Source organism: Klebsiella sp. HC6 (assembly GCF_022605325.1).
GTDB classification, from domain to species: domain Bacteria; phylum Pseudomonadota; class Gammaproteobacteria; order Enterobacterales; family Enterobacteriaceae; genus Klebsiella; species Klebsiella terrigena.
This window is the reverse complement of the sequence record NZ_CP093276.1, coordinates 5,526,728-5,552,240: the sequence shown is the minus strand read 5'-3', so window position 1 is coordinate 5,552,240 and position 25,513 is coordinate 5,526,728. Positions and strand designations below refer to the sequence as shown.

Below are 25,513 nucleotides of genomic sequence, written 5' to 3'. Positions count from 1 at the left end.
CGGCCGGGGTTAAGAGGCTTAATGCGCCTGGCCGCGTTCGATACCGATACCGGTCTGCGAGCGGATAAACTGGGCGCGGAACAGCTCGCGTTCGCGCAGCCCTTCCGCCGAGTTATCGGTGGCGGAGAAGAACCAGATACCGATAAAGGCAACGGCAATCGAGAACAGCGCCGGGTACTCGTACGGGAAGATAGCCTTCTCATGGCCGAGGATCTGCACCCAAATCGTCGGGCCGAGGATCATCAGGATAACGGCGGTCAGCAGCCCCAGCCAGCCGCCAATCATCGCCCCGCGGGTGGTCAGCTTCGACCAGTACATCGACAGCAGAATGATGGGGAAGTTACAGCTGGCGGCAATCGAGAACGCCAGTCCGACCATAAAGGCAATGTTCTGATTTTCGAACAGGATCCCCAGCAGAATGGCGACTACGCCGAGGATCAGCACGGTGATTTTCGATACCCGCAGCTCGTCGCGCTCGCTGGCGCCCTTACGGAAGACGTTGGCGTACAGGTCGTGGGAGACCGCCGAGGCCCCGGCCAGGGTGAGGCCCGCAACCACCGCAAGAATGGTGGCGAAGGCCACGGCCGAAATAAAGCCGAGGAACAGATTACCGCCCACCGCGTCAGCGAGGTGCACCGCCGCCATGTTGTTGCCGCCGATAAGCGCGCCCGCAGCGTCTTTAAACGCCGGATTTGCGCCAACCAGCATGATGGCGCCGAAGCCGATAATAAAGGTCAGGATGTAGAAGTAGCCCATAAAGCCGGTGGCGTAGAATACGCTTTTACGCGCTTCGCGCGCATCGCTCACGGTGAAGAAGCGCATCAGAATATGCGGCAGACCGGCGGTACCGAACATCAGCCCCAGTCCGAGCGACAGCGCCGATATCGGGTCTTTCACCAGCCCGCCAGGGCTCATGATCGCCACCCCTTTTGGATGGACCGCCATCGCTTCGCTGAACAAGTTATTGAAGCTGAAGCCGACGTGCTTCATGACCATAAAGGCCATAAAGCTGGCGCCGCACAGCAGCAGAACCGCCTTAATGATCTGTACCCAGGTGGTCGCCAGCATGCCGCCAAACAGCACGTATAGCACCATCAGCACGCCGACCAGCACCACCGCAACGTGGTAGTTAAGGCCGAACAGCAGCTGGATAAGCTTGCCCGCGCCGACCATCTGCGCAATCAGGTACAGCGCCACCACCACCAGCGAACCGCAGGCGGAGAGGGTACGGATTGGCCCCTGCTTCAGGCGATAGGAGGCGACGTCGGCAAAGGTATAGCGTCCGAGGTTGCGCAGGCGTTCGGCAATCAGGAACAGAATGATCGGCCAGCCGACCAGGAAGCCGAGGGAGTAAATCAGCCCGTCGTAGCCGGAGGTATAAACCAGCGCGGAGATCCCGAGGAAGGAGGCGGCGGACATAAAGTCGCCGGCAATCGCCAGCCCGTTCTGGAAGCCGGTGATGTTCCCCCCGGCGGTATAGTAATCGCTGCGCGAGCGTACCCGTTTTGACGCCCACCAGGTGATATAGAGCGTCAGGGCAACGAAGATCAGGAACATGATAATCGCCTGCCAGTTTGTCGGCTGGCGCTGGACCGCGCCGGCGATCGTATCGGCCGCGTTTGCGGCAGCCGGGAGCGTGGCGGCAAGCGCCGTCAGAACTTTCTTCATGATGCCTGCACCTCTTTGAGAACGCTTTTCGTCAGACGATCGAATTCGCCGTTGGCCCGCCAGACGTAAACGCCGGTGAGCAGGAAGGAGATAACGATGACGCCAATGCCGATGGGGATGCCGCGGGTGACGCTGGTTCCCGCGTGCAGCGGCGTACCCAGCCAGCCGGGGGCAAAGGCGATAAGCAAAATGAAGCCGACATAGATAACCAGCATGATCAGTGACAAGATGGCGGCAAACCTTTGCCGGGTTGCAACTAACTCCCTGAAATGCGCACTATTTTCTATCCGCTGACAAATTTGATCATTCATCTTAGCGTCTCCAGAGGTATTCCTTTCGTCATCCACGCGCGAGACGTCGGCAGCACGCGTCCGCCCGACGGTAAACCGTCGGGAATCTGCCTGCTTACCGCTTTCCTGCTGCCTGGAATCCTTAGGAAGGTTTTATGTTTATCTCCTCTCCCCGATTGGGGAGAGGGTGTAGGGATTCAGTACGTATTTACGACGGCATTGCGATGGACTGCTTCTCTTCGAGCAGTTTTTCCACCACGCCAGGATCGGCGAGCGTTGAGGTATCGCCGAGGTTGCTGGTGTCACCGGCGGCAATCTTGCGCAGGATGCGGCGCATGATTTTACCGGAGCGGGTTTTCGGTAACGAATCGGTCCAGTGCAGCACGTCCGGGGTGGCCAGCGGGCCTATCTCTTTACGCACCCAGTTGCGCACTTCTGCATACAGCTCCGGCGTCGGCTCTTCACCGTGATTCAGCGTGACGTAGGCGTAAATGGCCTGACCTTTGATGTTATGCGGGATGCCGACCACCGCCGCTTCGGCGATTTTCGGGTGTGAAACCAGCGCCGATTCAATTTCTGCGGTGCCCAGACGGTGGCCGGAAACGTTCAGCACGTCGTCCACGCGGCCGGTTATCCAGTAGTAGCCATCCTCGTCGCGACGCGCGCCGTCGCCGCTGAAGTACATGTTTTTAAAGGTGGAGAAGTAGGTTTGCTCGAAGCGCTCGTGGTCGCCGAACAGGGTACGCGCCTGGCCTGGCCAGGAGTCGGCGATGGCCAGGTTGCCCTCGGTGGCCCCTTCCAGCGGCGTGCCTTCGTTATCGACGATTACCGGCTGAACGCCGAAGAACGGACGGGTGGCGGAGCCGGCCTTCAGCTCAATGGCGCCCGGCAGCGGGGTGATCATAAAGCCGCCGGTTTCGGTCTGCCACCAGGTGTCCATCACCGGGCATTTCTCGTTGCCGATTTTCTTCCAGTACCACTCCCAGGCTTCCGGGTTGATCGGCTCGCCGACGGAGCCCAGAATGCGCAGGGAAGAGCGGTCGGTGCCTTCGATAGCCTTATCGCCCTCGGCCATCAGCGCGCGGATCGCCGTCGGCGCGGTATACAGGATGCTGACCTGGTGCTTATCCACCACCTGGCACATGCGCGCCGGAGTCGGCCAGTTTGGTACCCCTTCGAACATCAGCGTCGTCGCGCCGCAGGCCAGCGGGCCGTACAGCAGGTAGCTGTGGCCGGTTACCCAGCCCACGTCGGCGGTGCACCAGTAGATATCGCCAGGATGATAGTCGAATACGTATTTGAAGGTCGTTGCCGCATACACCAGGTAGCCCCCGGTGGTGTGCAGGACGCCTTTCGGCTTGCCGGTTGAGCCGGAGGTATAGAGGATAAACAGCGGGTCTTCGGCGTTCATCTCTTCCGGCTGGTGCTGGTCGCTGGCGTTTTCCAGCAGATCGCTCCACCACAGGTCGCGACCCTCGTGCCATTCCGTTTTGCCCCCGGTGCGCTTGAGGACGACCACGTTTTCAATGCTGGTAACGTTAGGATTTTTCAGCGCGTCATCGACGTTTTTCTTCAGCGGAATGGCGCGACCGGCGCGCAGGCCCTCGTCGGCGGTGATCACCAGCCGCGAGCTGGAGTCGATGATGCGCCCGGCAACTGCTTCCGGCGAGAAGCCGCCGAAAATAACCGAGTGGATGGCGCCAATGCGCGCGCAGGCCAGCATCGCAACTGCCGCTTCGGGCACCATCGGCATATAGATAGCTACGACGTCGCCTTTTTTAATCCCGAGGCCGAGCAGGGCGTTGGCAAAGCGGCACACGTCGCGATGCAGCTCGCGATAGGTAATTTTCTTGCTCTGGCTGGCATCGTCGCCTTCCCAGATGATGGCCGTCTGGTCGCCGCGCTCCGCGAGGTGGCGATCGAGACAGTTGGCCGCCAGGTTCAGCGTTCCGTCCTCATACCATTTGATAGAGACGTTGCCCGGGGCAAACGAGGTGTTCTTCACGCGCGTATAGGGCCGTATCCAGTCGAGAATTTTACCCTGCTCGCCCCAGTACGCGTCGGGGTCGGTCACGGATTGTTGATACTGCGCCTTGTACTGTTCCGGGTTAATCAGGCAGCTGTCCGCAATATTTGCGGGAATAGAGTGTTTATGTATTTGGCTCATGGCTTTTTTTCTCCTGTAGGTTGTTAAATATATGTCAAATAAACGTTAATAGTAGGGGCTTTGCGCGCTTTGTTTGCTATTTGGGGGACAGATCACGCATTAATTCAACTGAATGAAAATTAATCAAATGAAACTTTTAAGTGGAATAATTTCGTCAGTGAATTTATAGAAATGGAATCGATTAAAATTTTTTTATAACAGATACTTATGCAATGTAAGTGGGGGAAATTAGCGGCTTTATGCATAAAACCAGAGTAAAGGCCTGTTCTTAAAGGCTTGCGCAGCATGCCGTGCAAATGATACTCATATCGCGCGTTAAAAAACCCCATAGAGCAACGCAACACAATTCATACCCCTTTCAGTGGGTAACATTACCTCCGGTAATGGTGCCTTTCATTGAGGAAGTCTGTAGTGATGAAAAAAACAAAAGTCAGCCTGGCCTGGCAAATTTTGCTGGCCCTGGTGCTGGGCATACTCCTGGGCAGTTATCTGCATTACCACGCCGAAAGCCGTGACTGGTTAATCTCGAACCTCCTGACGCCGGCGGGCGATATCTTTATCCACCTGATCAAAATGATCGTGGTGCCGATTGTGATTTCGACGCTGGTGGTCGGGATTGCGGGCGTCGGCGACGCTAAGCAGCTTGGCCGCATTGGCGCCAAAACGATTATCTATTTTGAAGTGATCACCACGGTGGCGATTGTGCTGGGGATTACCCTGGCCAACGTTTTCCAGCCGGGAACCGGCATTGATATGTCGCAGCTGGCGGCGGTCGATATTTCGAAATACCAAAGTACGACGGCGGAAGTGCAAAGCCACGCGCACGGGCTGATGGGGACGATTTTGTCGCTGGTGCCGACCAATATCGTCGCCTCGATGGCGAAAGGCGATATGCTGCCGATTATCTTCTTCTCGGTGCTGTTTGGTCTCGGCCTCTCCTCGCTGCCGGCAACGCATCGTGAGCCGCTGGTGACCGTTTTCCGCTCCATTTCCGAGACCATGTTCAAAGTGACGCACATGGTGATGCGCTACGCGCCGGTGGGGGTGTTTGCGCTGATCTCCGTGACCGTCGCTACCTTCGGCTTCGCCTCTCTGTGGCCGCTGGCCAAGCTGGTGATTCTGGTCTATTTCGCGATTCTGTTCTTTGCGCTGGTGGTGCTGGGGCTGGTCGCACGGGTCTGCGGCCTGAGCATCTGGACTCTGATCCGTATCCTCAAAGACGAGCTGATCCTCGCCTACTCTACCGCCAGCTCCGAGAGCGTGCTGCCGCGTATTATTGAGAAGATGGAGGCCTACGGCGCGCCGGCCTCAATTACCAGCTTCGTGGTGCCGACCGGCTACTCCTTTAACCTCGACGGTTCGACGCTATACCAGAGTATTGCGGCGATCTTTATCGCCCAGCTGTACGGGATTGACCTGTCGCTGTGGCAGGAGATTACCCTGGTGCTGACGCTGATGGTGACCTCGAAAGGGATTGCCGGCGTGCCGGGCGTCTCCTTTGTGGTGCTGCTGGCGACGCTGGGCAGCGTCGGGATCCCGCTGGAAGGCCTGGCCTTTATTGCCGGCGTTGACCGTATCCTCGATATGGCGCGTACCGCGCTGAACGTGGTGGGGAATGCCCTGGCGGTGCTGGTTATCGCCAAGTGGGAGCACAAATTTGACCGTAAGAAAGCGCTGGCGTACGAACGTGAGGTGCTGGGTAAATTTGATAAGACCGCGCAGTAAGCGCGCGGTGAAACAGCAAGCCCGGCGCTCTGCGCCGGGTTTTTTTTATCGTGAGGCAGGGGATTTCAGATAACGGTGGTTTGGGCGAAAGCTGCTTTTTAAGTTCCGTTCATATTCCGTGGAATGTTCCGTTCACCATTGCTCCCGCATACTTCTGTTTACTGCGGCATAGGTGAACGGCCCAGGGCCGGTTTCGCCCGGCCCTGGGGACCCGGCATCCCGGCAAGAAAAATCGTCGCTGCGCGATACCTTCGTCTCCGCCGTCTGGCTATTCGGGGACGGCAAGAGGTAACGTCCCTGTAAGGCTTGCCTCCGCCAGCATCCATGCTGGCGGCCCCGGCCAGCCGCCTGCGCCTCAGCGATTTTTAGCCGGCCCAACCCCCCTGCTGCATATCCCGATGCCTCATGCCTGCATGGCCATTGCTGAAAAAGCCTTCAGCAATGATTTGGCTGCTGGTATCTAAGGGCTGACAGCGAGGGGGTTAAGGCGCATCAAGAAAACTGGCGGGAACGCAGGCGCGCATCCAGGACTGGCCGCCAGATGAAGCCGGAGTGGAGCGTACCGCGCAGCGGCAGTTTTCAGCGCCATGCCGGGGGTCACGGGGGGCGGGCGAAACGCCCCCCGTGCCGTTCACCCGCAGCGGGTGTGAGAAAAGCGCCGGATTAACCGTGAACGGAACATTCCACAGAACTTACGCTACAGCGCTAGCCACAACGCACGCCTTCGCCCAAACCACCGTAAAAAGCCGTACGGGCGCGAAGAGGCTACCCCTTGGTTATCCGCTCAAACTCCTCGCATCCGGTATCAAACCCCTCCTGACAGCTGACGTTCAGCCAGTGCAGGGCCTTCTGCTGATTGGGCTCGATAAAGCCTTTCTCCCCCTGCTGGAACATCATCCCTGCCCAGTACTCAGCGTAGCCGGTGCGGGACAGCGAGGAGCTGCGTTTAAAATAGAGCGTGGCCGCGGCGTCATCTTCCGCAATCTGCACGCCGCTGGCGTAAATCAGCCCGAGCAGCATCTGCGCGTCAACGGCGGAGTCGCTTTCCGGGTCCTGGGCCGCGTCCTGCAGCAGGGTGATGGCGTGCGAATAGTCCGGCTTGCCGGCCTGATGATTAACCAGCACCCGGGCAAGGACGATCTCCCCGGCCTTGCTGCCGGCCTGCACCGACTTTTCCGCCAGCTGCCTGGCCTGCTTGTAATCGGCGTTCTGCGGGTTGCGGATCTTCAGCTGCGCCAGCAGCGCCAGCGCGTCGCCATCGCCGCTTTCCGCCGACTTCTGCGCCCAGTATTCGGCCTGCGGGTAATCGCCGGAGCTGACGTAGGTATCGGCGAGATAGTACTGCGCGCGCGGGTCGCCCGATTCAGCCTGCTGTTTGTACTGACTGCCTGGTTCCATGGCACCTGCGGCGAGGGAGACCAGCGCCAGCAATAAATAGAGGTATTTCATTTTTTATTATCTATTAGGGATACAGCTAACAGTATAAAGGGAGGCGTAAGAGAAGAAAATGACAGGCGCTAAGCAGGCGTGATGAAACCGGGGCGATAAATGTGTCCCGCCGCCGAGCGTTGCGCCAGCGGGGGGACCGATCCGTCGCCCGGAAAGTCGCGGCGCGCCCCTCCGGGAAAGCGGTCTGACTTAGCCCATCGCGCTTTCGCGCAGGCGGGCTTTCAGCTTACTGTACTCATCAATGACGTACTGTTCGGCGGCGCGCTGGTCGGCAATCCGCTCAACGTTAACCGCGCAGTACTTGTACTCCGGCGTTTTGGTTATCGGGCTCAGGTTCTCGGTCACCAGCTCGTTGCAGGCGCCAATCCACCACTGGTAGGTCATATACACCGCCCCCTTATTCGGCCGATCGCTAACCTGCGCGCGGGTGATGATGCGGCCCTTACGCGAGTTAACCCACACCAGCGCCTCATCCTCGATACCCAGACGCGCGGCGTCGGCGGTATTGATTTGCGCATAGCCCGGCTCGTCCGCCAGCGCGGCCAGCGCCGCACAGTTACCGGTCATCGAGCGACACGAGTAGTGGCCGACTTCGCGCACCGTTGAGAGCACCATCGGATATTCCGCGGTGAGCCTGTCGATTGGCGCAACCCAGTCGCAGGTGTAGAACTGCGCCAGCCCGTTGGGGGTATCGAATTTCTCTTTAAACAGATAAGAGGTCCCCTGGTCGGCGGCGGATTCGTCGCGGCACGGCCACATGATGTAGCCCAGCTCGCCCATCTTCTCGTAGGTGGCGCCGTAAAAGTCCGGACACAGATGGCGCAGCTCGTCCCAGATCTCCTGGGTGTTGCGGTAACGCATCGGGTAGCCCATTCGGGTGGCGATCTCGCTGATAATCTGCCAGTCGGTTTTCAGATCCCACTTCGGCTCCACCGCCTTAAAGAAGCGCTGGAAGCCGCGGTCCGCGGCGGTATAAACGCCTTCATGCTCGCCCCACGAGGTGGACGGCAGGATGACGTCCGCCGCCGCCGCGGTTTTGGTCATGAAAATATCCTGCACGATAACCAGCTCAAGCTCTGCAAAGGCTTTGCGCACCGCCGAGAGTTCGGCATCGGTCTGCAGCGGATCTTCGCCCATAATATAGGCCGCCCGCACTTCGCCGTGCGCCGCCCGGTGCGGCAGCTCGCTGATGCGGTAGCCGGCGTGCGCCGGCAGGCTCTCCACGCCCCAGGCTTTGGCGAACTTCTCCCGGTTTTCCGGGAACTTAACGTACTGGTAGCCCGGATAGGTATCCGGCAGGGCGCCCATATCGCAGGCGCCCTGGACGTTGTTCTGCCCGCGCACCGGGTTGACCCCGACGCTCGGCCTGCCGAGGTTGCCGGTCATGATCGCCAGGCTGGTCAGCGAGCGCACGGTTTCCACGCCCTGATAGAACTGGGTGACGCCCATGCCCCACAGGATGGCGGCGGATTTGGCGCTGGCGTACATCCGGGCGCAGGCGCGGATCTCCTGAGCGCTGACGCCGGTTATCTCTTCCACCGACTCCGGCGTATAGCCTTCAACGATTTTGCGATACTCCCCGAAGCCTTCCGAGCGGCTGGCGACGAAGGATTTATCGTAGAGATCCTCTTCAATAATGACGTGGCCAATGGCGTTGAGTAGCGCGATGTTGGAGCCGTTTTTCAAGGCAATATGCATATCGGCAATGCGCGCGGTTTCAATCTTGCGCGGATCGCAGACGATAATCTTCGCTCCGTTGCGTTTGGCGTTAATCACGTGATTCGCCACGATAGGATGCGAATCGGCCGGGTTATAGCCGAAGATAAACACGAGATCGGTATTATCAATCTCGGTGATGGCATTGCTCATAGCGCCGTTACCGACCGACTGGTGCAGACCTGCAACCGATGGGCCGTGTCAGACGCGAGCGCAGCAGTCGACGTTATTGGTACCAATAACGGCGCGCGCGAATTTTTGCATCACATAGTTGGTTTCATTCCCGGTGCCGCGGGAGGAGCCGGTGGTCTGGATGGCATCCGGGCCGTACTTCTCTTTAATCGCGCTGAGGCGGGTGGCAACGTAGTCGAGGGCCTCGTCCCAGGAGACGGACTCCAGCCTGCCGCCGCGCTGGCGGCGGATCATCGGGGTTTTCAGGCGCGGGGTGAGGATCTGGGTATCGTTAATAAAGTCCCAGCCGTAGTAGCCCTTCAGGCACAGGGTTCCCTGGTTGGTTTTCCCCTGTGCCGCCTCAGCCCGGACGATTTTACCGTTATCGACCACCAGATTGATTTTGCAACCTGATGCGCAATACGGACAAACCGTGACGACTTTTTTCATCGGTCTTGCTCCCGTTAATCAGTTGGCGCATATGCGCTATCACGCCGTCACTATGCATCTTCTATGCCATATTTTCATTGTGGGTATTTCCCGATAATACGCCGGTTTTTTGGGCGAAGTGCTGACGAAAAGCAGGGCGTCGTCAGTTTTGACGTGTCGAAGCGGGCGGAGTTGTGACATGGGTTGAAGAAACGCTATCCGGCAATGGATTTGTCGGTGGTGGTTTGCTGAATTAATCATACAGAGATCATCCCCGGCGGGCAGAGGCAAGCTATGAAACCGGTCATTTTGGTTGTTGATGACGACAGCGCAATCTGCGAACTGCTGTGCGACGTGCTCAGCGCGCACGTTTTTGACGTGCTGGTGTGCCAAACCGGCGGCGAAGCGCTGGCGGTAGCGGCGCAGCGGGCGGATGTTTCCCTCGTCCTGCTGGACATGATTTTACCCGATACCAACGGCCTGCTGGTGCTGCAGCAGCTGCAGCGCAGCAGACCCGATCTGCCGGTGGTGATGCTGACCGGTCTCGGGAGCGAAGCCGACGTCGTGGTGGGGCTGGAGATGGGCGCCGACGACTATATCGGCAAGCCGTTTAACTCCCGGGTGGTGGTGGCGCGAGTGAAAGCGGTGCTCAGGCGCAGCGGCGCGCTGGCGGCGGAGAGCGGCGGCAGCGGCGGTGCGGGGCTGATTTTTAACGGCTGGCGGCTGGACACCGGACGCTGTGAGCTGTTTAACCCCCAGCAGCAGCCGGTGCCGCTGACCCAGGGCGAGTACGGCCTGCTGCTGGCGCTGGCGCAGAACGCCCGGCGGGTGCTGAACCGCGAACAGCTGCTGACGTTGACCCACAGCGAGAGCATTGAGGTGTTTGACCGGACGATTGACGTGCTGATCATGCGCCTGCGGCGCAAGATTGAGCTTAATCCGCATCAGCCGGCGCTGATCAAAACCATGCGCGGCCTGGGCTATGTGTTCGCCGCGGACGTTATCCACGGCGATAAGGCGGCGTAGCCGCGAAGGGGCTAACCCCGGAGGCTTCCCGGGGCATTGCCTGGCCGATTCCGCTTACTTCACGGTCCAGCCTTTATAGGTACCAATGTTATTTTTATCGATCATCGTCACCGGGATCAGCACCGGGGCCGTTGGCGCCGGTTTGCCCTGCAGGATGTCGTAGCCAATCTCTACCGCCTTCGCCGCCATCACCTGCGGGTCCTGGGCCGGAGTGGCGACAAACAGCGAATTCTTACGCTTCAACGCTTCTTCCCCGTCCGGACTGCCGTCGACGCCGACGATAAAGAACTCGTTGCGCTGGGCCTGTTTGGCCGCCAGGTCCGCGCCGATGGCGGTTGGGTCGTTAATCGCGAATACGCCGTCGATTTTCGGATTGGCGGCCAGCAGCGAGGTCATAATTTCCAGGCCGCCTTCGCGGCTGCCCTTGGCGTTCTGGTTATACGACAGAACTTTGATATCCGGGTGGCGCTTGAACTCCGTCTGGCAGCCTTCGACGCGGTTCTGTACCGCAGAAACCGGCGGCCCGTTGATAATCACCACGTTGCCTTTCCCTTTCAGGCGGTCGGTGATGTATTTACAGGCCATTTCGCCCGCCTGGGTGTTATCGGAGGTAATGGTCGCGTCCGCGCCTTCGGCGGCCACGTCCACCGCCACCACCACGATGCCCGCGTCTTTCGCCCGCTTCACCGCCGGGCCGATGCCCTTCGAGTCGGCGGCGTTAAGGATAATCATGTCGACCTTCGCGGCGATAAAGTTATCGATCTGCGCGACCTGCTGACCGAGATCGTAGCCGCTGGAAACCAGCGTCACTTTGACGCCATCCCCGGCCAGCTTGCGGGCTTCCAGCTCGGCGCCTTTGGTTATCTGGACGAAGAACGGGTTGGCCAGATCGCCGACCGTCACGCCGATAGATTTGAGTTCTTTAGCCTGGGTGAACGGCGCTGCGGCAAGCAGCGTGCCGGCACAGAGCGCGATCGCTAACGGTTTCAAACGCATATTGTCTTCCTCACTCGTAGGGTATTGGTATTGTTGTTATGCACTTTGATGGTGTCGGGTACGGTATTTGTCGATCAGTACCGCAATGATGATCACCGCCCCTTTGATCACCAGTTGCCAGAAATAGGAGACGCCCATCAGCGTCATGCCGTTATTGAGGGTGGCGATAATCAGCGCCCCCACCAGGGTACCGGTGATGGTGCCGATACCGCCGACGAAGCTGGTGCCGCCGAGGATCACCGCGGCGATGGCGTCCAGCTCATAGCCCACGCCGAGGTTGCCGTTGGCGCTGTAGAGCCGCGAAGCGCTCATCACCCCGCCCAGCCCCGAGAGCAGCCCGCTCATGCCGTAGACGAACAGTAGCACCAGCCACACCTTGATGCCGGTGAGCCTGGCGGCCTGCATATTGCCGCCCACGGCGTAGATGTGCACGCCGAGCGTGGTGCGGCGCAGAATGAACCAGCACACCGCGATCACCGCCAGGGCGATCACCACCAGCCACGGCACCGGCCCGAGATAATCGTTGCCGATCCATTCGAAGCTGATATCGGAGTTGATCACCGTGGTGCCGTCGGCCAGCAGATAGGCGGCCCCGCGCAGCGCCGTATAGGTGCCTAGCGTAACGATAAACGGCGGCAGCCCGGCGAAGGCGACCAGCGCGCCGTTAAACAGGCCCAGCAGCAGGCCGAGCATCAGCGCCGCCGGAATGGAGAGCAGGGAGAGCTCTGGCATCAGCGAGACCACCATCGCCGCCACCGCGGTGGTGCCGAGGATAGAGCCGACCGACAGGTCGATCCCGCCGGTCAAAATAATAAAGGTCATGCCCGCCGCGAGCACGATGTTGATGGAGGCCTGGCGGGTAATGTTCAGCAGGTTGCTCTCGGTAAAGAAGTTCGGCGCGATAAAGCCAAATACCGCGACGATCAGGATTAAAATCGGCAGGATGCCGACCGTTTGCATCAAATCGCCCATCAGCATTTTTTTCGCCGACGCTGATTTTGCCACCGGCCGGGCGGCGGTCTCTTTTTGCGTTGTCATGGTTGTTCCGCCTTAAGGTGAGAGTCGTTAACGCCGGTGGCCAGCGTCATGATGCTTTCCTGGCCGATCTCGTCGGCCTGCAGTTCGCCGACGATAGCGCCTTCGCGCATCACGTATACCCGGTCGCTCATACCGACCACTTCCGGTAATTCGCTGGAGATCATTAAAATGGCCACGCCCTGACGCGCCATCTGGTTCATGATGCGGTAAATTTCGCTTTTGGCGCCGACGTCGACGCCGCGCGTCGGTTCATCGAGGATCAGAATGCGCGGGCCGATCGCCACCCAGCGGGAGATCAGCAGCTTTTGCTGGTTGCCGCCGGAAAGGCCGCCCGCCCGCACCTGCGAATGCGGGACGCGAATATTGAGCAGCGAGATGGCGTCATCGGAGATGGTCTGCGCCTTCTTGCGGTTGAGCATCCCCCAGCTGGCGTCGCGCTCCAGCGTCGCCATGGTGATGTTTTCCTGCGCCGCCAGTTCGAGAAACAGCCCCTGCTCCTTGCGGTTCTCGGTAAGAAAGCCGATGCCGAGATCGATGGCCTCGCGCGGCGAGTGGATAACCACCGGCTCGCCGTCGACTTCAATCACGCCGCCGCTCGCCTTGCGCACGCCGAAAACCAGCTGCGCCAGCTCGGAGCGTCCGGCGCCGACCAGCCCGGCGAGGCCGACGATCTCCCCGGCGTGCACCACCAGGCTGCTCGGCTTCACCTTGCTGCCGTCGGTCAAATCCTGCACCCGCAGGCGCGGCTGGCCGAGGGGGATATCGCGCTCTTTATTAAACAGATCGCTAAGCGGACGTCCCACCATCATGCGCACCAGCTCGGAGGCGTTGAGCCTGTCGCGGGTCAGGCTGCCGACGTACTGGCCGTCGCGCAGGACGCTGACGCGGTCGGACAGCTCATAAACTTCCGCCATGCGGTGGCTGATATAGATAATCGCCATGCCTTCGTCGCGCAGGCGCAGAATCAACTCAAACAGGCGCTGGGTTTCACGCGAAGAGAGGGCGGCGGTCGGCTCATCCATCACCAGAATTCGGCTGTTACGGTGCAGGGCGCGGGCGATCTCCACCTGCTGCTGTTCGGCGATGGTCAGCTTCATCACCCGATCGCTGGCCTTAAACTGGGCGCCAAGACGGTCAATCACCGCCTGGGCCTGGCTCTGCATCTCTTTGCGCTGTACCAGCCCGCCGCGCGCCAGCTCGCTGCCGAGGAAAATATTTTCGGCGACGGTGAGGTTGGGCGCCAGCTGCATCTCCTGATAAATCAGCGTGATGCCTGCCGCCAGCGCGTCTTTTGGCCCTTTGATGGCGTGCGGTTTACCGTCGATCAGGATCTCGCCGCTGGTGGCGGTATAGGCGCCGGCGAGGATCTTCATGAGCGTGCTTTTTCCGGCGCCGTTCTCGCCCATCAGGGCGTGGATCTCGCCGGGCCAAACCGTCAGATCGACGCCTTTCAGCGCATAAAATTTGCCAAAGGCTTTGGCAATATTGCGCATGGATAGTACCGGCGTTGCTGGCATACAGGGTCTCCTGCGAGAGCGGTCGATAGCAGCAGTGGACCACGGGTTGATAAATGCAAAATGTCAGAAGCCGTTCATATTTGTCATATTGATGAATAGTTAATCTTGATCACAATTACGCAACGTTACTCTCCCCGTTGCCGCCGCCAGCCGCCAGGATAAACAAAAATAGCGCGGAGCCGACCATGCCATCCCATCGTTATCCGTTTTTCACCAGCGCCCGCGGACGCCTGCTTTCGTTTAACCTGCTGATGGTGGCGGTGACGCTGATGGTCGCCGGGGTGGCGATACTGGGTTTTCGCCACGCCAGCCTGCTGCAGGAGCAGGTGCAGCGGCAGACGCTGGACGATATGACCGGCAGCATGAACCTGGCCCGCGATACCGCCAACGTTGCCACCGCGGCGGTTCGGCTCTCGCAGGTGGTGGGCGCGCTGGAGTATAAAAGCGAGGCCGAGCGTCTGCTGGAGACGCAGCAGGCGCTGAAGCACTCGCTGTCCCAGCTTGCCGCCGCGCCGCTGGCGCAGCAGGAGCTGACGCTGGTCGCCAGCATTACTCGCCGCAGCAACGAGCTGCAGCAGAGCGTAGGCGGAATGCTGGTGCGCGGCCAGCGGCGCCATCTGCAGCGCTATGAGCTGCTCAGCTCGCTGTATCAAAATCAGAGCTATCTGCTCCATCTGCAGGATCTTAGCGATCGGCCCGGCGCGCCGGCGATCGCTCCGCAGCGGCTGGTGGAGATGGATCGGCTGATTACCGCCGCCATCCACACCTCAACGCCGCGTTCGATAGTGCAGCAGCTGGATGAGGTGATGGGCTTCCTGCCGCAAACCAGCACCGACCCGACGCAGGCCTTGATCCTCGCGGATTTTAAGATCGAGCTTGCCCGGCTGGAGCCGCTGTCGGCCCAGCTGGAGGAGAGCGATCTGGCGATCGGCTGGTATATGTTCCATATCAAGGCGCTGGTGGCGCTGCTGAATAGCGATATTAATCAGTATGTCGCCAGGGTGGCGCAGGCGTCGGAGCTGCGGGCGGCGCAAAGCCATCAGGAGCTGCGCTCCATCAGCATGTTTATTCTGCTGTCGGCGCTGCTGGCGCTGGCGATCACCGGCTGCGCCGGCTGGTATATCTACCGCAATCTTGGCTCCAACCTGACCGCTATTTCACGCGCCATGTCGCGGCTGGCCCACGGCGAGAACCACGTCTCGGTACCCGCGCTGCAGCGGCGCGATGAGCTGGGCGAGCTGGCGCGCGCCTTCAACGTCTTCGCCCGCAATACCGCCTCGCTGGCCCACACGTCCCAGCTGCTGAAGGAGAAAAGCACCCTGCTGGAGACCACCTTCCACGCGATGCGCGACGGCTTTGCCCTGTTTGATAATCAGGGGCAGCTGGTGGTGTGGAATCCGCAGTATCCGCTGCTGCTCGGGCTGGCGGCACAGGAGCTGCAGCGCGGCATGCACTACCAGCAGCTGCTGAGCCGGGCGGCGCCCCTGGCGGAGCACGTGCGGGCCAACCTCGCTTCACCGCTGCCGAAGCCGCAGGAGCTGCAGCTGGCGAACGACCGGACGATTGAGCTGCGCTTCAGCCCGGTGCCGGGGCGCGGTCTGGTCAACGTGGTGCTCGATCGCACCGAGCGCAAGGGGCTGGAGCAGGCGCTGCTCCATAGCCAGAAAATGAAGGCCGTCGGCCAGCTGACCGGCGGCCTGGCGCATGATTTTAATAACCTGCTGGCGGTGATAATCGGCAGCCTTGAGCTGGTTCAGCCCCACGAGGGCGACGCGGCGCGCATCTCAAGAGCGCGCAAGGCCGCCGAACGCGGCGCGCTGCTGACCCAGCGGCTGCTGGCCTTCTCGCGCAAGCAGTCGCTGCACCCGCACGCCGTTGAGATGAAGCCGCTGCTGGAGAACCTCGGCGAACTGATGCGCCACTCTCTGCCGGCGGCGCTGAGCCTCGAGATTGAGGCGCAGTCCCCCGCCTGGCCGGCGTGGATTGACGTCGGCCAGCTGGAAAACGCCATTATCAACCTGGTGATGAACGCGCGGGACGCGATGGAAGGGCGGCCCGGCGTGATAAGAATTCGCAGCTGGAACCAGCGCGTGGCGCGCAGCGACGGGCGGCGGCAGGATATGGTGGCACTGGAGGTGGTCGATCACGGCTGCGGGATGTCGCTGGAGGTGAAAGCGCAGGTGTTTGAACCCTTCTTTACCACCAAACAGACCGGCAGCGGCAGCGGCCTCGGGCTGTCGATGGTGTATGGCTTTGTGCGCCAGTCCGGGGGAAGGGTGGCAATTGAGAGCGCGCCGGGTCAGGGGACGACGGTGCGGCTACAGCTGCCGCGCGCGGCGGTACAGGCGACGGCCAGCGGGCTGCTGCCAGAGGCCGAGCAGGAAACTGGCGCCGAGCGGCTGGCGCTGGTGCTCGAGGATGAGGCGGACGTGCGCCAGACCCTGTGCGAGCAGCTGCACCAGCTTGGCTGGCTGACGCTGGAAACCGCCAGCGGCGAGCAGGCGCTGCAGATGCTCGAGGCTTCGCCGGATATCGCGCTGCTGATAAGCGATCTGATGCTGCCGGGAAGGCTGAGCGGCGCGGAGGTTATTAACGAAACGCAGCGTCGCTTCCCGACGGTGGCGCTGCTGCTGATCAGCGGTCAGGATCTGCGCCCGGCGCATAACCCCGCGCTGCCGGACGTCGAGCTGCTGCGTAAGCCCTTCACCCGCGCCCAGCTGCAGCAGGCGCTGCGAAGCGCCGTGGTTGCGCCCCGCTAGCGGCATCTAATTGAGATTCCTCCGCTACTCGCCGCGGCGGTCGTTGATTACCGTAGGGCCAGCCCCCCGAAGAGACTGGCCCTATGAAACGCTATTTGACCGCTGTGATCCTCTGTACCCTGTCGCTGAGCAGCCAGCTTGCGCACGCCGATCTTATTGACGACGCCATCGGCAATATTCAGCAGGCGATTAATGACGCATACAGCCCTGGCGATAGCCGCTCCGATGACGACGATCGCTATAGCGACGGCCGCGATGATGACGGGCGCTATCAGCAGAGTCGTCAGCAAAGCCGCGATCGCCAACGCCAGTATGACGATCGGCTGCGTCAGCTGGACGATCGCCGCCGCCAGCTTGACGATCGCCAGCGCCAGCTGGATCAGGATCGTCGGCAGCTGGAAAACGATCGCCGTCGGCTGGACGACGACGACTGATCCTGCCTCGTTTGCGCGATGCCTAATCCAGCACGATCTCCATACCGTCATAGCCCGCCTCAAACCCTGACGGCAGGGCGTTGTCCATCATCCAGGCATCAAACCGGTGGTCGATATGGGTGAGAATGACCCGCGGGCAGCCCACGATCAGGTTGATGGCCCGCACCGTATTTAAATCGCAGTGGTTGCGCGGAGTTTGCGGACGCGGCTCGTGGCTGCAGTCGATAATCATCGCCTGCGGCTGGTTATTGAGCAGGAACTTCAGCGTTTTCTCCGGCAGCCCGGCAGTATCCGCCAGCCACGCCACGCGGCTGTGCGCCGACTCCAGCAGATAGCCGAACGTCAGCTTTGAATGGTTTAGCGGCAGCGGGGTCACCCTGAGCCCCTGCAGCTCAAAAACCACGAAGGGGGCGACGGTATGGCTAAAATCCAGCAGCCCGGGATGCTTAAACAGATCGTCGCAGCCCTCTTCATCCGGCGGCCCAAACACCGGGATCTGCGCCCCCACGCCCCAGCGCAGCGGGAACAGGCCCTGGACATGATCCATATGATAGTGGGTGAGCAGGATCTGCTGAAAACTCCCGGCGGGCCAGCGCTCCATCAGGTCCGGAAGGCCGGCGTCCAGCAGGGTCACGGCGTGGTTGAACTTCACCGCCGCGCTGCAGGGGCGGCGGCGGTGGGCCTCATCAGCGCGGGCGCGGCGACAGGCGGCGCAGTCGCAGCCGAAGGCCGGCACCAGTTGGGCGCCGCCGGTGCCGGTTAAGCGGATAGTCAGGCTCATACCTCCTCCTCACAGCGCTTTTTTAAAACGAAGATGACTTTGTGCGTACCCTTCGCGCAGATAGAAGCGGTGGGCGTCGGGGCGAGCTTTCCCGCTGGAGAGCTCAACCATGGTGGCGCCGCGGCTGCGGGCTTCCTGCTCGGCCCACGCCAGCAGCGCCTGGCCCACCTGCAGACCGCGCATTTGCGGCAGAACCACCAGCTCCTGTACTTCGCCGATCCAGGCGTTGAAATTGAGCGGAAACTGCAGCTGGAGCCCAATGAGCCCGACGGTTTCGCCATCCACCTCCGCCAGCTGATAGCGCAGGGTGGGATTTTGCAGGTTCATGGCAAAGCCGCGGGAGAAAGCGTCGCGATCGTAGGTTTTTTGCTTTAATTCGCAAATTAACGCATAGACGGCGTGGCTGTCGTCGAGGGTCGCCTCGCGTAGCTTACAGGTCCGCATGCTGGTGCTCGCGCTGGCGGTGAGTTCGAATCAGCGAGACCAGGGTGTCCACCGACTGCGGCAGCGTACCGTCGTTATTTAAGGTCAGGCAGTCCGTTGGCGCGTAGCGTGCGGCGCGCTCAAGCCGCTGGGCGATCTCCGTTTCGTTCTCCCGGCCGCGCTGCTGCAGACGCTGGCGCAGCACCTCCGGCGTGACCTGCAGGCAGATAGGCAGCAGGGCGTCGGCGTAGCGCGCCCGGGCCTGCGCCAGATGCGCGCGGGAGCCGTTGGCCACCACGTCGAAACCGGCGTGCAGCCAGAGGTCAATTTCGATGCCAATCCCGTAGTAATTGTTATTGGCGTGCCAGCTGAGAGCAAAAAGCTGGCGCTCGGCGCGGCTGAAAAACTCCGGCTTGCTGAGGGCAATATGGTTTTCGCTCCCGGCGTTAAAGGGGCGCGTAATATAGCGATGCGCAACCAGCAGCTGCGAGTGCTCGCGCTGGCGGAGCGCCGCCAGCAGACTATCTTTTCCAGAGCCGGAAGGCCCCACCAGCCAAATCAGTTTCCCGGACATTAGAAAACCCTCTTTCCTTGACGCCAGACGTGGTCGATATGCACATGCTCCCCGCGGCGATGGGCCAGCACGAGGTCGGCACGTTTACCTTCGGCAATGGCTCCGCGGTCGCCTAGACCCAGCGCCTGCGCCGGATTTTTGCTCACCAGGCGAATCGCCTGCGGCAGCGTGAAGCGGTTGCCGTCGTCATCGGCGATGCGGAAGGCGGCATCCAGCAGGCTGGCGGGATAGTAGTCGGATGAGAGAATATCCAGCAGATTATCGGCCGCCAGCCGGTGGGCGGCGACGTTGCCGGAGTGCGAGCCGCCGCGCACGATATTCGGCGCCCCCATCAGCACGTTCATGCCGTGCTGACGCGAGGCCTCTGCGGCGGCTAAGGTGGTAGGAAATTCGGCGATCACGCTGCCAAGCTGGTGCGATTCGACGACATGTTCACGGGTGGCGTCATCGTGGCTGGCGAGGGCGATCTTACGCTCGCGGCAGATGGCGGCGATGGTTTCGCGGTTTGGCTGCGACCAGGTCGCCGCCAGCGCCATCTGCTCCTCCTCGAAGCGGTCCATCTCTTCGTTGGTCAGATGATATTTCCCCTGGTAGTAATCGCGGTACTTGCTGCGGTCGGCGTACTGGCGCTGCCCTGGAGAGTGGTCCATCAGGGAGACCATGCTCACCGGCTCGCGGCCAACCAGCTTCTCAAACAGCGGCAGGGTGGTGTGGTGCGGCAGCTCGCAGCGCAGGTGCAGGCGGTGCTCGGCGCGGTTAACGCCGCGCTTTTGCGTCTCCTCGATGGCGTTGATCATCTTTTCCAGATTTTCCAGCCGGTCGCCGCCGTCGCGGACGTCGCCGATGGCCACCGCATCCAGCACGGTGGTGATCCCGCTGGCGATCATCAGCGCATCGTGGCTGCTCATCGCCGAGTGGGCGGGCCAGTCAACCTTCGGGCGCGGGGTAAAAAACTTGTCCAGATTATCGGTATGCAGCTCGATGAGCCCCGGCAGCAGCCAGCCGCCCTCGCCGTCGATAGCCTGCGGCAGCTGGCTTTGGCTTTCGGCAAACGCGTAAATCATGCCCTCCTGCACCTCCAGCGAACCGTTCACCACTTCATCTTCGAGAACCAGTTTTACATTGTTGATAATCATGCTGTTATTCCCATCGGATGCAGCCGGTCGGCCACCAGGTTGCGTATCGTTTCATCATGGAAAATGCCGACAATAGCCGCGCCGCGGGCTTTGGCTTCGTTAATCAGCTCCACCACCGCGGCGCTATTTTTGGCGTCGAGGGAGGCGGTAGGCTCGTCGAGCAGGAGGATCGGATAGTCAACGGCGAAGCCGCGGGCGATGTTGACCCGCTGCTGCTCGCCGCCGGAGAAGGTGGACGGGGCAAGGTGCCACAGACGTTCCGGGACGTTCAGGCGCGTCAGCAGGCGCGCGGCCTTGGCGGCGCATGCTTCGCGCGGGATGCCGAGATCCAGCAGCGGCTGCATCACCACCTCCAGCGCTGAAATCCGCGGGATGACCCGCAGGAACTGGCTGACCCAGCCGATGGTGGTTTTACGCACTTCCAGCACCTTGCGCGCCGAGGCGTTCACCAGGTCAACCCACTCCTCGCCGTGGCGGACGTGAATATGCCCGGCATCCGGCAGGTAGTTGGCGTAAAGCGAGCGCAGCAGGGTGGATTTACCGCTGCCGGAATGGCCGTGCAGCACCACGCACTCTCCGGCGTTAACCGTTAGCGAAGCGTCGGCGAGCACCGGCAGGCGGACGCCGTTTTGCTGATGCAGGACAAAGGTTTTATGTACGTTTTCAACGCGGATGGCGTTCATTTGTTGCCTCATAGTGCCTGAGTGTTCCCGGCGGCGACGCGACGCGACGCGCCCGTCCGGGCTACCTGACCCAGCGAGTGTGTTCGCGGGCTAGTTCTGCAAGACCGACGACACCAGCAGCTGGGTATAGGGATGGTGCGGATCGTCGAGCACCCGGTCGGTTAAACCACTTTCCACCACCTGACCCTGCTTCATCACCAGCAGGCGGTGAGCCAGCAGGCGCGCGACGCCGAGATCGTGGGTGACAATAACCACCGCAAGGTTCAGCTCCACCACCAGGCCGCGCAGCAGGTCGAGCAGGCGAGCCTGTACCGACACGTCCAGTCCGCCGGTGGGTTCATCCATAAACACCAGCTTCGGCTGGGTGACGAGATTGCGGGCGATCTGCAGGCGCTGCTGCATGCCGCCGGAAAAGGTGGTCGGCAGGTCGTCGATGCGCGACGCCGGGATCTCCACCTCTTCCAGCCAGCGTCCGGCGGTGGCGCGAATATTGCCGTAGTGGCGCGCGCCGGTGGCCATCAGCCGTTCGCCGATATTGCCCCCCGCTGAAACCTGGCGCCGCAGGCCGTCCATCGGGTGCTGATGAACCACGCCCCACTCGGTGCGCAGCAGGCGGCGGCGATCCGCTTCGCTCATCGCGTACAGCGAGCGGCTGTGGTACAGCACCTCGCCCTGCTGCGGCGCCAGGCGCGCGGAGATGGCCTTCAGCAGGGTGGTTTTGCCGGAGCCGGACTCGCCGACGATGCCCAGCACCTCCCCCGGAAACAGCTCGAAAGAGACGTCGCTGAAGCCTTTGCCCGGCGCGTAGAGGTGGGTCAGGTTATTGACCGCAAGTAACGGTTGGCTCATTTTTGTTGCGCCTCGCTCTGTTGGCGGCAGTAGTCGGTATCGGAGCAGACAAACATGCGCTTGCCGCTGTCATCCAGCACCACTTCATCAAGATAGCTGTGGCGCGAGCCGCAGATGGCGCAGGGCTCATCCCACTCCTGGACGGTGAACGGATGATCGTCAAAATCGAGGCTTTCCACCGGCGTATAGGGCGGGACCGCGTAGATGCGCTTTTCGCGCCCGGCGCCGAACAGCTGCAGCGCCGGCATCATGTGCATTTTCGGGTTATCGAATTTGGGGATTGGCGATGGGTCCATCACGTAGCGGCCGTTGACCTTCACCGGGTAGGCGTAGGTGGTCGCAATGTGGCCGAAGCGGGCAATGTCTTCATACAGCTTGACCTGCATCACGCCGTACTCCTCCAGCGCGTGCATGGTGCGGGTTTCGGTTTCGCGCGGCTCGATAAAGCGCAGCGGTTCCGGGATCGGCACCTGGAAAATCAGGATCTGATCTTCCGTCAGCGGCGTTTCCGGGATCCGGTGGCGGGTCTGGATCAGCGTCGCGTCTTCGGTGCGCTCGGTGGTGGCGACGCCGGTCACGCGGGTGAAGAACTGGCGAATCGATACCGCGTTGGTGGTGTCGTCGGCGCCCTGGTCAATCACCTTCAGCACGTCGTTCTCGCCAATTACGCTGGCGGTCAGCTGGATGCCGCCGGTCCCCCAGCCGTAGGGCATCGGCATTTCGCGGCCGCCGAACGGGACCTGATAGCCGGGGATGGCGACGGCTTTAAGAATGGCGCGGCGGATCATGCGCTTGGTTTGCTCATCAAGATAGGCGAAGATATAGCCGGAGAGGGTGTTAGCCACGTTCGTTCTCCCGTTGCAGGCGTTTCAGCAGCGCCAGTTCGGCCTGGAAATCGACATAGTGGGGCAGCTTAAGGTGTGACACGAAGCCCGCGGCCTCGACGTTATCGGCATGGGCCAGCACAAACTCTTCGTCCTGCGCCGGGCCGGCCACCTCCTCGCCGTAGTCCGGCGCCTGGAGCGCGCGGTCAACCAGCGCCATCGCCATCGCTTTGCGCTCGCTCATGCCGAAGGTCAGGCCGTAGCCGCGGGTGAAGTGCGGGGGCTCGTCCTGCGGGGCAACGAAGCCGTTGACCATTTCGCATTCGGTCATCAGCAGCTCGCCAATATTGACCGCAAAGCCCAGCTCCTCCGGGACGATCTCTACCGCCACGTAGCCGCTGCGTATTTCGCCGGCAAACGGGTGGTTGCGGCCGTAGCCGCGCTGGGTCGAATAGGCCAGCGCCAGCAGATAGCCTTCGTCGCCGCGCACCAGCTGCTGCAGGCGCGATGAGCGCGAGCAGGGGTAAACCGGCGGGCTGCGGGTAATATCGTCAGGCTCGGCGAGGGTCTGCTGCTCTGCTTTCGCCAGCCCCTGCTGGACCAGCAGGTTAAAGACGTGCGGCGTGGCTTCCGGCGGCTGCCCGGCGGTTTTCAGCGCCGGCGCCTCGCCGTTGGCCAGCAGGGTAAAATCGAGCAGGCGGTGGGTGTAATCGTAGGTCGGGCCGAGCATCTGGCCGCCGGGAATATCCTTATAGACCGCCGAAATGCGGCGCTCCAGACGCATTTCGGCGGTATTTACCGGCTCGCTGACCGCCAGCCGCTGCAGGGTGGTGCGGTAGGCGCGGAGTAAAAAAATGGCTTCGACGCTATCGCCGCTGGCCTGCTTGAGCGCCAGCGCCGCCAGCTCGCGATCGGCGATGCCGCCTTCGGTCATCACCCGGTCAACCGCCAGGTTCAGCTGCTGGGTAATCTGTTCCACGCTAATTTCAGGAAGCCGTCCATCGCCTCGTCGTTTATGTTCCTGAAGGGCGTGAGCGGCGACTATCGCCTTCTCACCGCCTTTGACGGCAACGTACATTAGCAAACCTCCACGTGGGTGGTGCGCGGGATGGCCAGCAGACGTTCTCCACAGGTCAGGATCAGGTCAATGCCTAAGGGGAACGGGTGCGGGCGCTCGGTCAGCTCATCAATGATGCAGTCTGGCAGCTGCGGGGCGATCATCCGCTCTTCGGCAATGCCGGCGCCGGTCAGGCGCAGCATGCGCCCGCCGCTAAGGCTGGGGAGCTGGACGATCAGCGTTACGCCGGTTTCCGGAGCGACAACGGTGCCGGCGGAGAGCTCGTTGAGCTGTTCGGCGCTGATACGCTCGTTGGTGACGGCGAATACCGCCTGCTGCGGCTGTTCAACCAGCGGCGCGCCGGTATGAAAACGCAGGTTCTGGCCGACAAGATCGTTATGCAGCGCTGCGGTAAACCATACCGGCGTGTCGCGATCGGCGAGGGTCAGCAGGAGGCTGGTAGAGGCGACGTTCAGCGGCTGCCAGCCGTGCTGAAGCTGCTGCAGGGAGACGATAACGCCCGGCTCGCTCATGGCCTTCAGCAGGCGACGAAAACTGTGTTGGGCATCCTGCGCCGGTAGGGTAAAGGCGGTTTGTAAGGTCATGCGTTATCTCCGCGAACCAGAGTAAAGAAATCGACCCGGCTGGCGTTGACTTCGGCGCGTCGGGCTTCAATGCGCGCGCTTCGTTGTTCTTCCAGCGGGGTAATCAGGGTTTCCATTAAGGAATGAAAATAGTGTGGCGACTGCATCAAGGCGTCGATGGCCGCGCAGCGTTCGGCATGGGGGCGATCGCGCCCCAGTATCCAGCTGTAGCCGAGCGTGCCGTCGGCGAGACGGATCGCCGCCCGGGTCAGGGTGGCGTCCCCGGCGAAGAAACGATCGCCGATGCCCCCCATGCGCGCCTGGAGCTGCACGAGGCCGGTCTCCGGAGCGCGAATGGATTCGTACTGCGGCGCCAGCTGCAGGGTCTGCATCCGCGCCAGAAGCTCCTGCGGTTCACTGTGGGCCAGCACGGACATCCAGCGCTGGCGGGTTGCGGTATCAAAGTGCATTCAGTGCTCCATGGTGAATTCGATCATGTCCGCCCGGGTCAGGCTGACGGAGTACTCCGTCGCGTTCTGCTCGCCGGGACGGTGGTTGAGGGTTCTTACGCACAGCAGCGGCGCCATGTTGGGGATCCCCAGAATGTTGCTCTCTTTGGCCTGCGCGCGACGGGCGCTAATTTTGGTGCGCGCGCGGGTCAGCTCGACGTCCAGCTGCTGGCGCAGAAAATCGTGCAGTGAACCCTGGCTGAAGGTTTGCAGCGCGGGCCAGAAGCGCAGGTCGGTGAAGTAGTGGTCGATCAGGCACAGCGCGACGCCGTTCACCCGGCGCAGGGTGCGCAGATGGATGACGTTATCGCCTTCGTTGATCGCAAAGGCCTCGGCGACGTGGCTGCTGGCAGGGCGCAGCACCGACAGCAGCTTTTCGCTGGTCGGATGGCTTCCCTGCTCGAGTAGGTTCTGGCTGAAGCGCGCCTGGGCGTTCAGCGGATAGTCGATCGGCCGCATCAGCACCAGCACGCCGACGCCCTGACGGCGCTGAACCCAGCCGCGTTCAACCAGCTGGTCTATCGCCCGGCGCAGGGTATGGCGGTTGACCTCAAAACGGGTGGCCAGCTGCTGTTCCGCAGGAAGATAGTCGCCGCAGCGGTAGTTATGACGAAGCTCTTGCTCAAGCCTGGCGGCAATTTCCTGATACCGGGTAGGATAACTGGTCGGATGTCTGGATAAGTACATGTCAGTCGAGCCTCACTAAGC

At 61.5% G+C, this 25,513-nt stretch carries 23 protein-coding genes; 4 read left to right on the top strand and 19 right to left on the bottom strand.

Annotation, left to right across the window (positions count from 1 at the left end; genetic code table 11):
* Nucleotides 1–18: 18 nt before the first annotated feature.
* The 3 genes from actP to acs all read right to left on the bottom strand — a co-directional run bounded on the left by actP (nucleotide 19) and on the right by acs (nucleotide 4,125).
* Nucleotides 19–1,668 carry a cation/acetate symporter ActP gene (gene actP / locus MMW58_RS26780; protein ID WP_133601220.1) on the bottom strand — a complete coding sequence of 550 codons (1,650 nt, stop codon included), beginning with the start codon at nucleotides 1,666–1,668 and terminating at the stop codon, nucleotides 19–21.
* Nucleotides 1,665–1,979, bottom strand: a complete 315-nt coding sequence (locus MMW58_RS26775; RefSeq protein ID WP_045853423.1) for a DUF485 domain-containing protein — start codon at nucleotides 1,977–1,979, stop codon at nucleotides 1,665–1,667. The genes actP and MMW58_RS26775 overlap by 4 nt, the downstream gene beginning before the upstream one ends.
* 187 nt (nucleotides 1,980–2,166) lie before the next feature.
* The gene (gene acs / locus MMW58_RS26770) at nucleotides 2,167–4,125 is read right to left on the bottom strand and encodes an acetate--CoA ligase (protein ID WP_045853422.1); all 1,959 of its coding nucleotides are present in this window, start codon (nucleotides 4,123–4,125) and stop codon (nucleotides 2,167–2,169) included.
* Nucleotides 4,126–4,539: 414 nt separating this feature from the next.
* Between acs and gltP the strand changes: the two genes are divergently transcribed.
* Nucleotides 4,540–5,850, top strand: a complete 1,311-nt coding sequence (gene gltP / locus MMW58_RS26765) for a glutamate/aspartate:proton symporter GltP (RefSeq protein ID WP_133601219.1) — start codon at nucleotides 4,540–4,542, stop codon at nucleotides 5,848–5,850.
* 765 nt (nucleotides 5,851–6,615) lie between these two features.
* Here the strand turns inward: gltP and MMW58_RS26760 are convergent.
* Complete coding sequence (locus MMW58_RS26760; RefSeq protein ID WP_133601218.1) at nucleotides 6,616–7,299, bottom strand: tetratricopeptide repeat protein; 684 nt, start codon at nucleotides 7,297–7,299, stop codon at nucleotides 6,616–6,618.
* A 189-nt stretch (nucleotides 7,300–7,488) separates the two neighbouring features.
* Nucleotides 7,489–9,636: a formate dehydrogenase subunit alpha gene (gene fdhF / locus MMW58_RS26755; protein ID WP_241722453.1), complete on the bottom strand. Its 2,148-nt coding sequence runs from the start codon at nucleotides 9,634–9,636 to the stop codon at nucleotides 7,489–7,491.
* 273 nt (nucleotides 9,637–9,909) lie between these two features.
* Between fdhF and MMW58_RS26750 the strand changes: the two genes are divergently transcribed.
* Nucleotides 9,910–10,641, top strand: a complete 732-nt coding sequence (locus MMW58_RS26750) for a response regulator (protein ID WP_241722452.1) — start codon at nucleotides 9,910–9,912, stop codon at nucleotides 10,639–10,641.
* Nucleotides 10,642–10,695: 54 nt separating this feature from the next.
* Here MMW58_RS26750 and MMW58_RS26745 read toward each other — a convergent pair whose 3' ends face one another.
* From MMW58_RS26745 to MMW58_RS26735, 3 genes are read right to left on the bottom strand one after another with little or no spacing between them, the layout of a single operon-like run.
* A complete protein-coding gene (locus tag MMW58_RS26745; protein WP_045853416.1) occupies nucleotides 10,696–11,637 on the bottom strand; it encodes an ABC transporter substrate-binding protein in 942 nt (313 codons plus the stop codon).
* A gap of 36 nt (nucleotides 11,638–11,673) precedes the next feature.
* On the bottom strand, nucleotides 11,674–12,675 hold the full coding sequence (locus MMW58_RS26740) for an ABC transporter permease subunit (protein WP_041143647.1): 1,002 nt from the start codon (nucleotides 12,673–12,675) through the stop codon (nucleotides 11,674–11,676).
* Nucleotides 12,672–14,192: a sugar ABC transporter ATP-binding protein gene (locus MMW58_RS26735; RefSeq protein WP_159237460.1), complete on the bottom strand. Its 1,521-nt coding sequence runs from the start codon at nucleotides 14,190–14,192 to the stop codon at nucleotides 12,672–12,674. Before MMW58_RS26735 ends, MMW58_RS26740 begins: the two co-directional genes overlap by 4 nt.
* A 185-nt stretch (nucleotides 14,193–14,377) precedes the next feature.
* On the opposite strand from MMW58_RS26735, the gene MMW58_RS26730 reads away from it, so the two are divergent.
* Nucleotides 14,378–16,951 carry an ATP-binding protein gene (locus tag MMW58_RS26730; protein WP_241722451.1) on the top strand — a complete coding sequence of 858 codons (2,574 nt, stop codon included), beginning with the start codon at nucleotides 14,378–14,380 and terminating at the stop codon, nucleotides 16,949–16,951.
* Between the two features lie 83 nt (nucleotides 16,952–17,034).
* Nucleotides 17,035–17,385 (top strand): DDRRRQL repeat protein YjdP, encoded by a 351-nt coding sequence (gene yjdP / locus MMW58_RS26725; protein WP_133601131.1) that lies wholly within the window; start codon nucleotides 17,035–17,037, stop codon nucleotides 17,383–17,385.
* Nucleotides 17,386–17,407: 22 nt separating this feature from the next.
* Here yjdP and phnP read toward each other — a convergent pair whose 3' ends face one another.
* The 11 genes from phnP to phnF all read right to left on the bottom strand — a co-directional run bounded on the left by phnP (nucleotide 17,408) and on the right by phnF (nucleotide 25,492).
* Nucleotides 17,408–18,166, bottom strand: a complete 759-nt coding sequence (phnP, locus tag MMW58_RS26720) for a phosphonate metabolism protein PhnP (protein WP_133601130.1) — start codon at nucleotides 18,164–18,166, stop codon at nucleotides 17,408–17,410.
* Between the two features lie 9 nt (nucleotides 18,167–18,175).
* On the bottom strand, nucleotides 18,176–18,610 hold the full coding sequence (gene phnO / locus MMW58_RS26715) for an aminoalkylphosphonate N-acetyltransferase (protein WP_159237463.1): 435 nt from the start codon (nucleotides 18,608–18,610) through the stop codon (nucleotides 18,176–18,178).
* The gene (gene phnN / locus MMW58_RS26710; protein WP_241722450.1) at nucleotides 18,597–19,163 is read right to left on the bottom strand and encodes a ribose 1,5-bisphosphokinase; all 567 of its coding nucleotides are present in this window, start codon (nucleotides 19,161–19,163) and stop codon (nucleotides 18,597–18,599) included. The genes phnO and phnN overlap by 14 nt, the downstream gene beginning before the upstream one ends.
* Nucleotides 19,163–20,299 (bottom strand): alpha-D-ribose 1-methylphosphonate 5-triphosphate diphosphatase, encoded by a 1,137-nt coding sequence (gene phnM, locus MMW58_RS26705; protein ID WP_045853409.1) that lies wholly within the window; start codon nucleotides 20,297–20,299, stop codon nucleotides 19,163–19,165. The genes phnN and phnM overlap by 1 nt, the downstream gene beginning before the upstream one ends.
* Entirely contained in the window at nucleotides 20,296–20,982 is a 687-nt protein-coding gene (phnL, locus tag MMW58_RS26700) for a phosphonate C-P lyase system protein PhnL (RefSeq protein ID WP_241723783.1), read from the bottom strand. The genes phnM and phnL overlap by 4 nt, the downstream gene beginning before the upstream one ends.
* Nucleotides 20,983–21,072: 90 nt before the next feature.
* Nucleotides 21,073–21,831, bottom strand: coding sequence for a phosphonate C-P lyase system protein PhnK (gene phnK / locus MMW58_RS26695; protein WP_041143662.1), 759 nt, complete (start codon nucleotides 21,829–21,831; stop codon nucleotides 21,073–21,075).
* Nucleotides 21,828–22,676 carry an alpha-D-ribose 1-methylphosphonate 5-phosphate C-P-lyase PhnJ gene (locus MMW58_RS26690; RefSeq protein ID WP_241722449.1) on the bottom strand — a complete coding sequence of 283 codons (849 nt, stop codon included), beginning with the start codon at nucleotides 22,674–22,676 and terminating at the stop codon, nucleotides 21,828–21,830. The genes phnK and MMW58_RS26690 overlap by 4 nt, the downstream gene beginning before the upstream one ends.
* The gene (locus MMW58_RS26685) at nucleotides 22,669–23,733 is read right to left on the bottom strand and encodes a carbon-phosphorus lyase complex subunit (protein WP_133601126.1); all 1,065 of its coding nucleotides are present in this window, start codon (nucleotides 23,731–23,733) and stop codon (nucleotides 22,669–22,671) included. Before MMW58_RS26685 ends, MMW58_RS26690 begins: the two co-directional genes overlap by 8 nt.
* Nucleotides 23,733–24,317: a phosphonate C-P lyase system protein PhnH gene (gene phnH, locus MMW58_RS26680; RefSeq protein WP_041143665.1), complete on the bottom strand. Its 585-nt coding sequence runs from the start codon at nucleotides 24,315–24,317 to the stop codon at nucleotides 23,733–23,735. The genes MMW58_RS26685 and phnH overlap by 1 nt, the downstream gene beginning before the upstream one ends.
* Nucleotides 24,314–24,766 carry a phosphonate C-P lyase system protein PhnG gene (phnG, locus tag MMW58_RS26675; RefSeq protein WP_041143666.1) on the bottom strand — a complete coding sequence of 151 codons (453 nt, stop codon included), beginning with the start codon at nucleotides 24,764–24,766 and terminating at the stop codon, nucleotides 24,314–24,316. Before phnG ends, phnH begins: the two co-directional genes overlap by 4 nt.
* The gene (gene phnF / locus MMW58_RS26670) at nucleotides 24,767–25,492 is read right to left on the bottom strand and encodes a phosphonate metabolism transcriptional regulator PhnF (protein ID WP_133601124.1); all 726 of its coding nucleotides are present in this window, start codon (nucleotides 25,490–25,492) and stop codon (nucleotides 24,767–24,769) included.
* Nucleotides 25,493–25,513 lie beyond the last annotated feature (21 nt).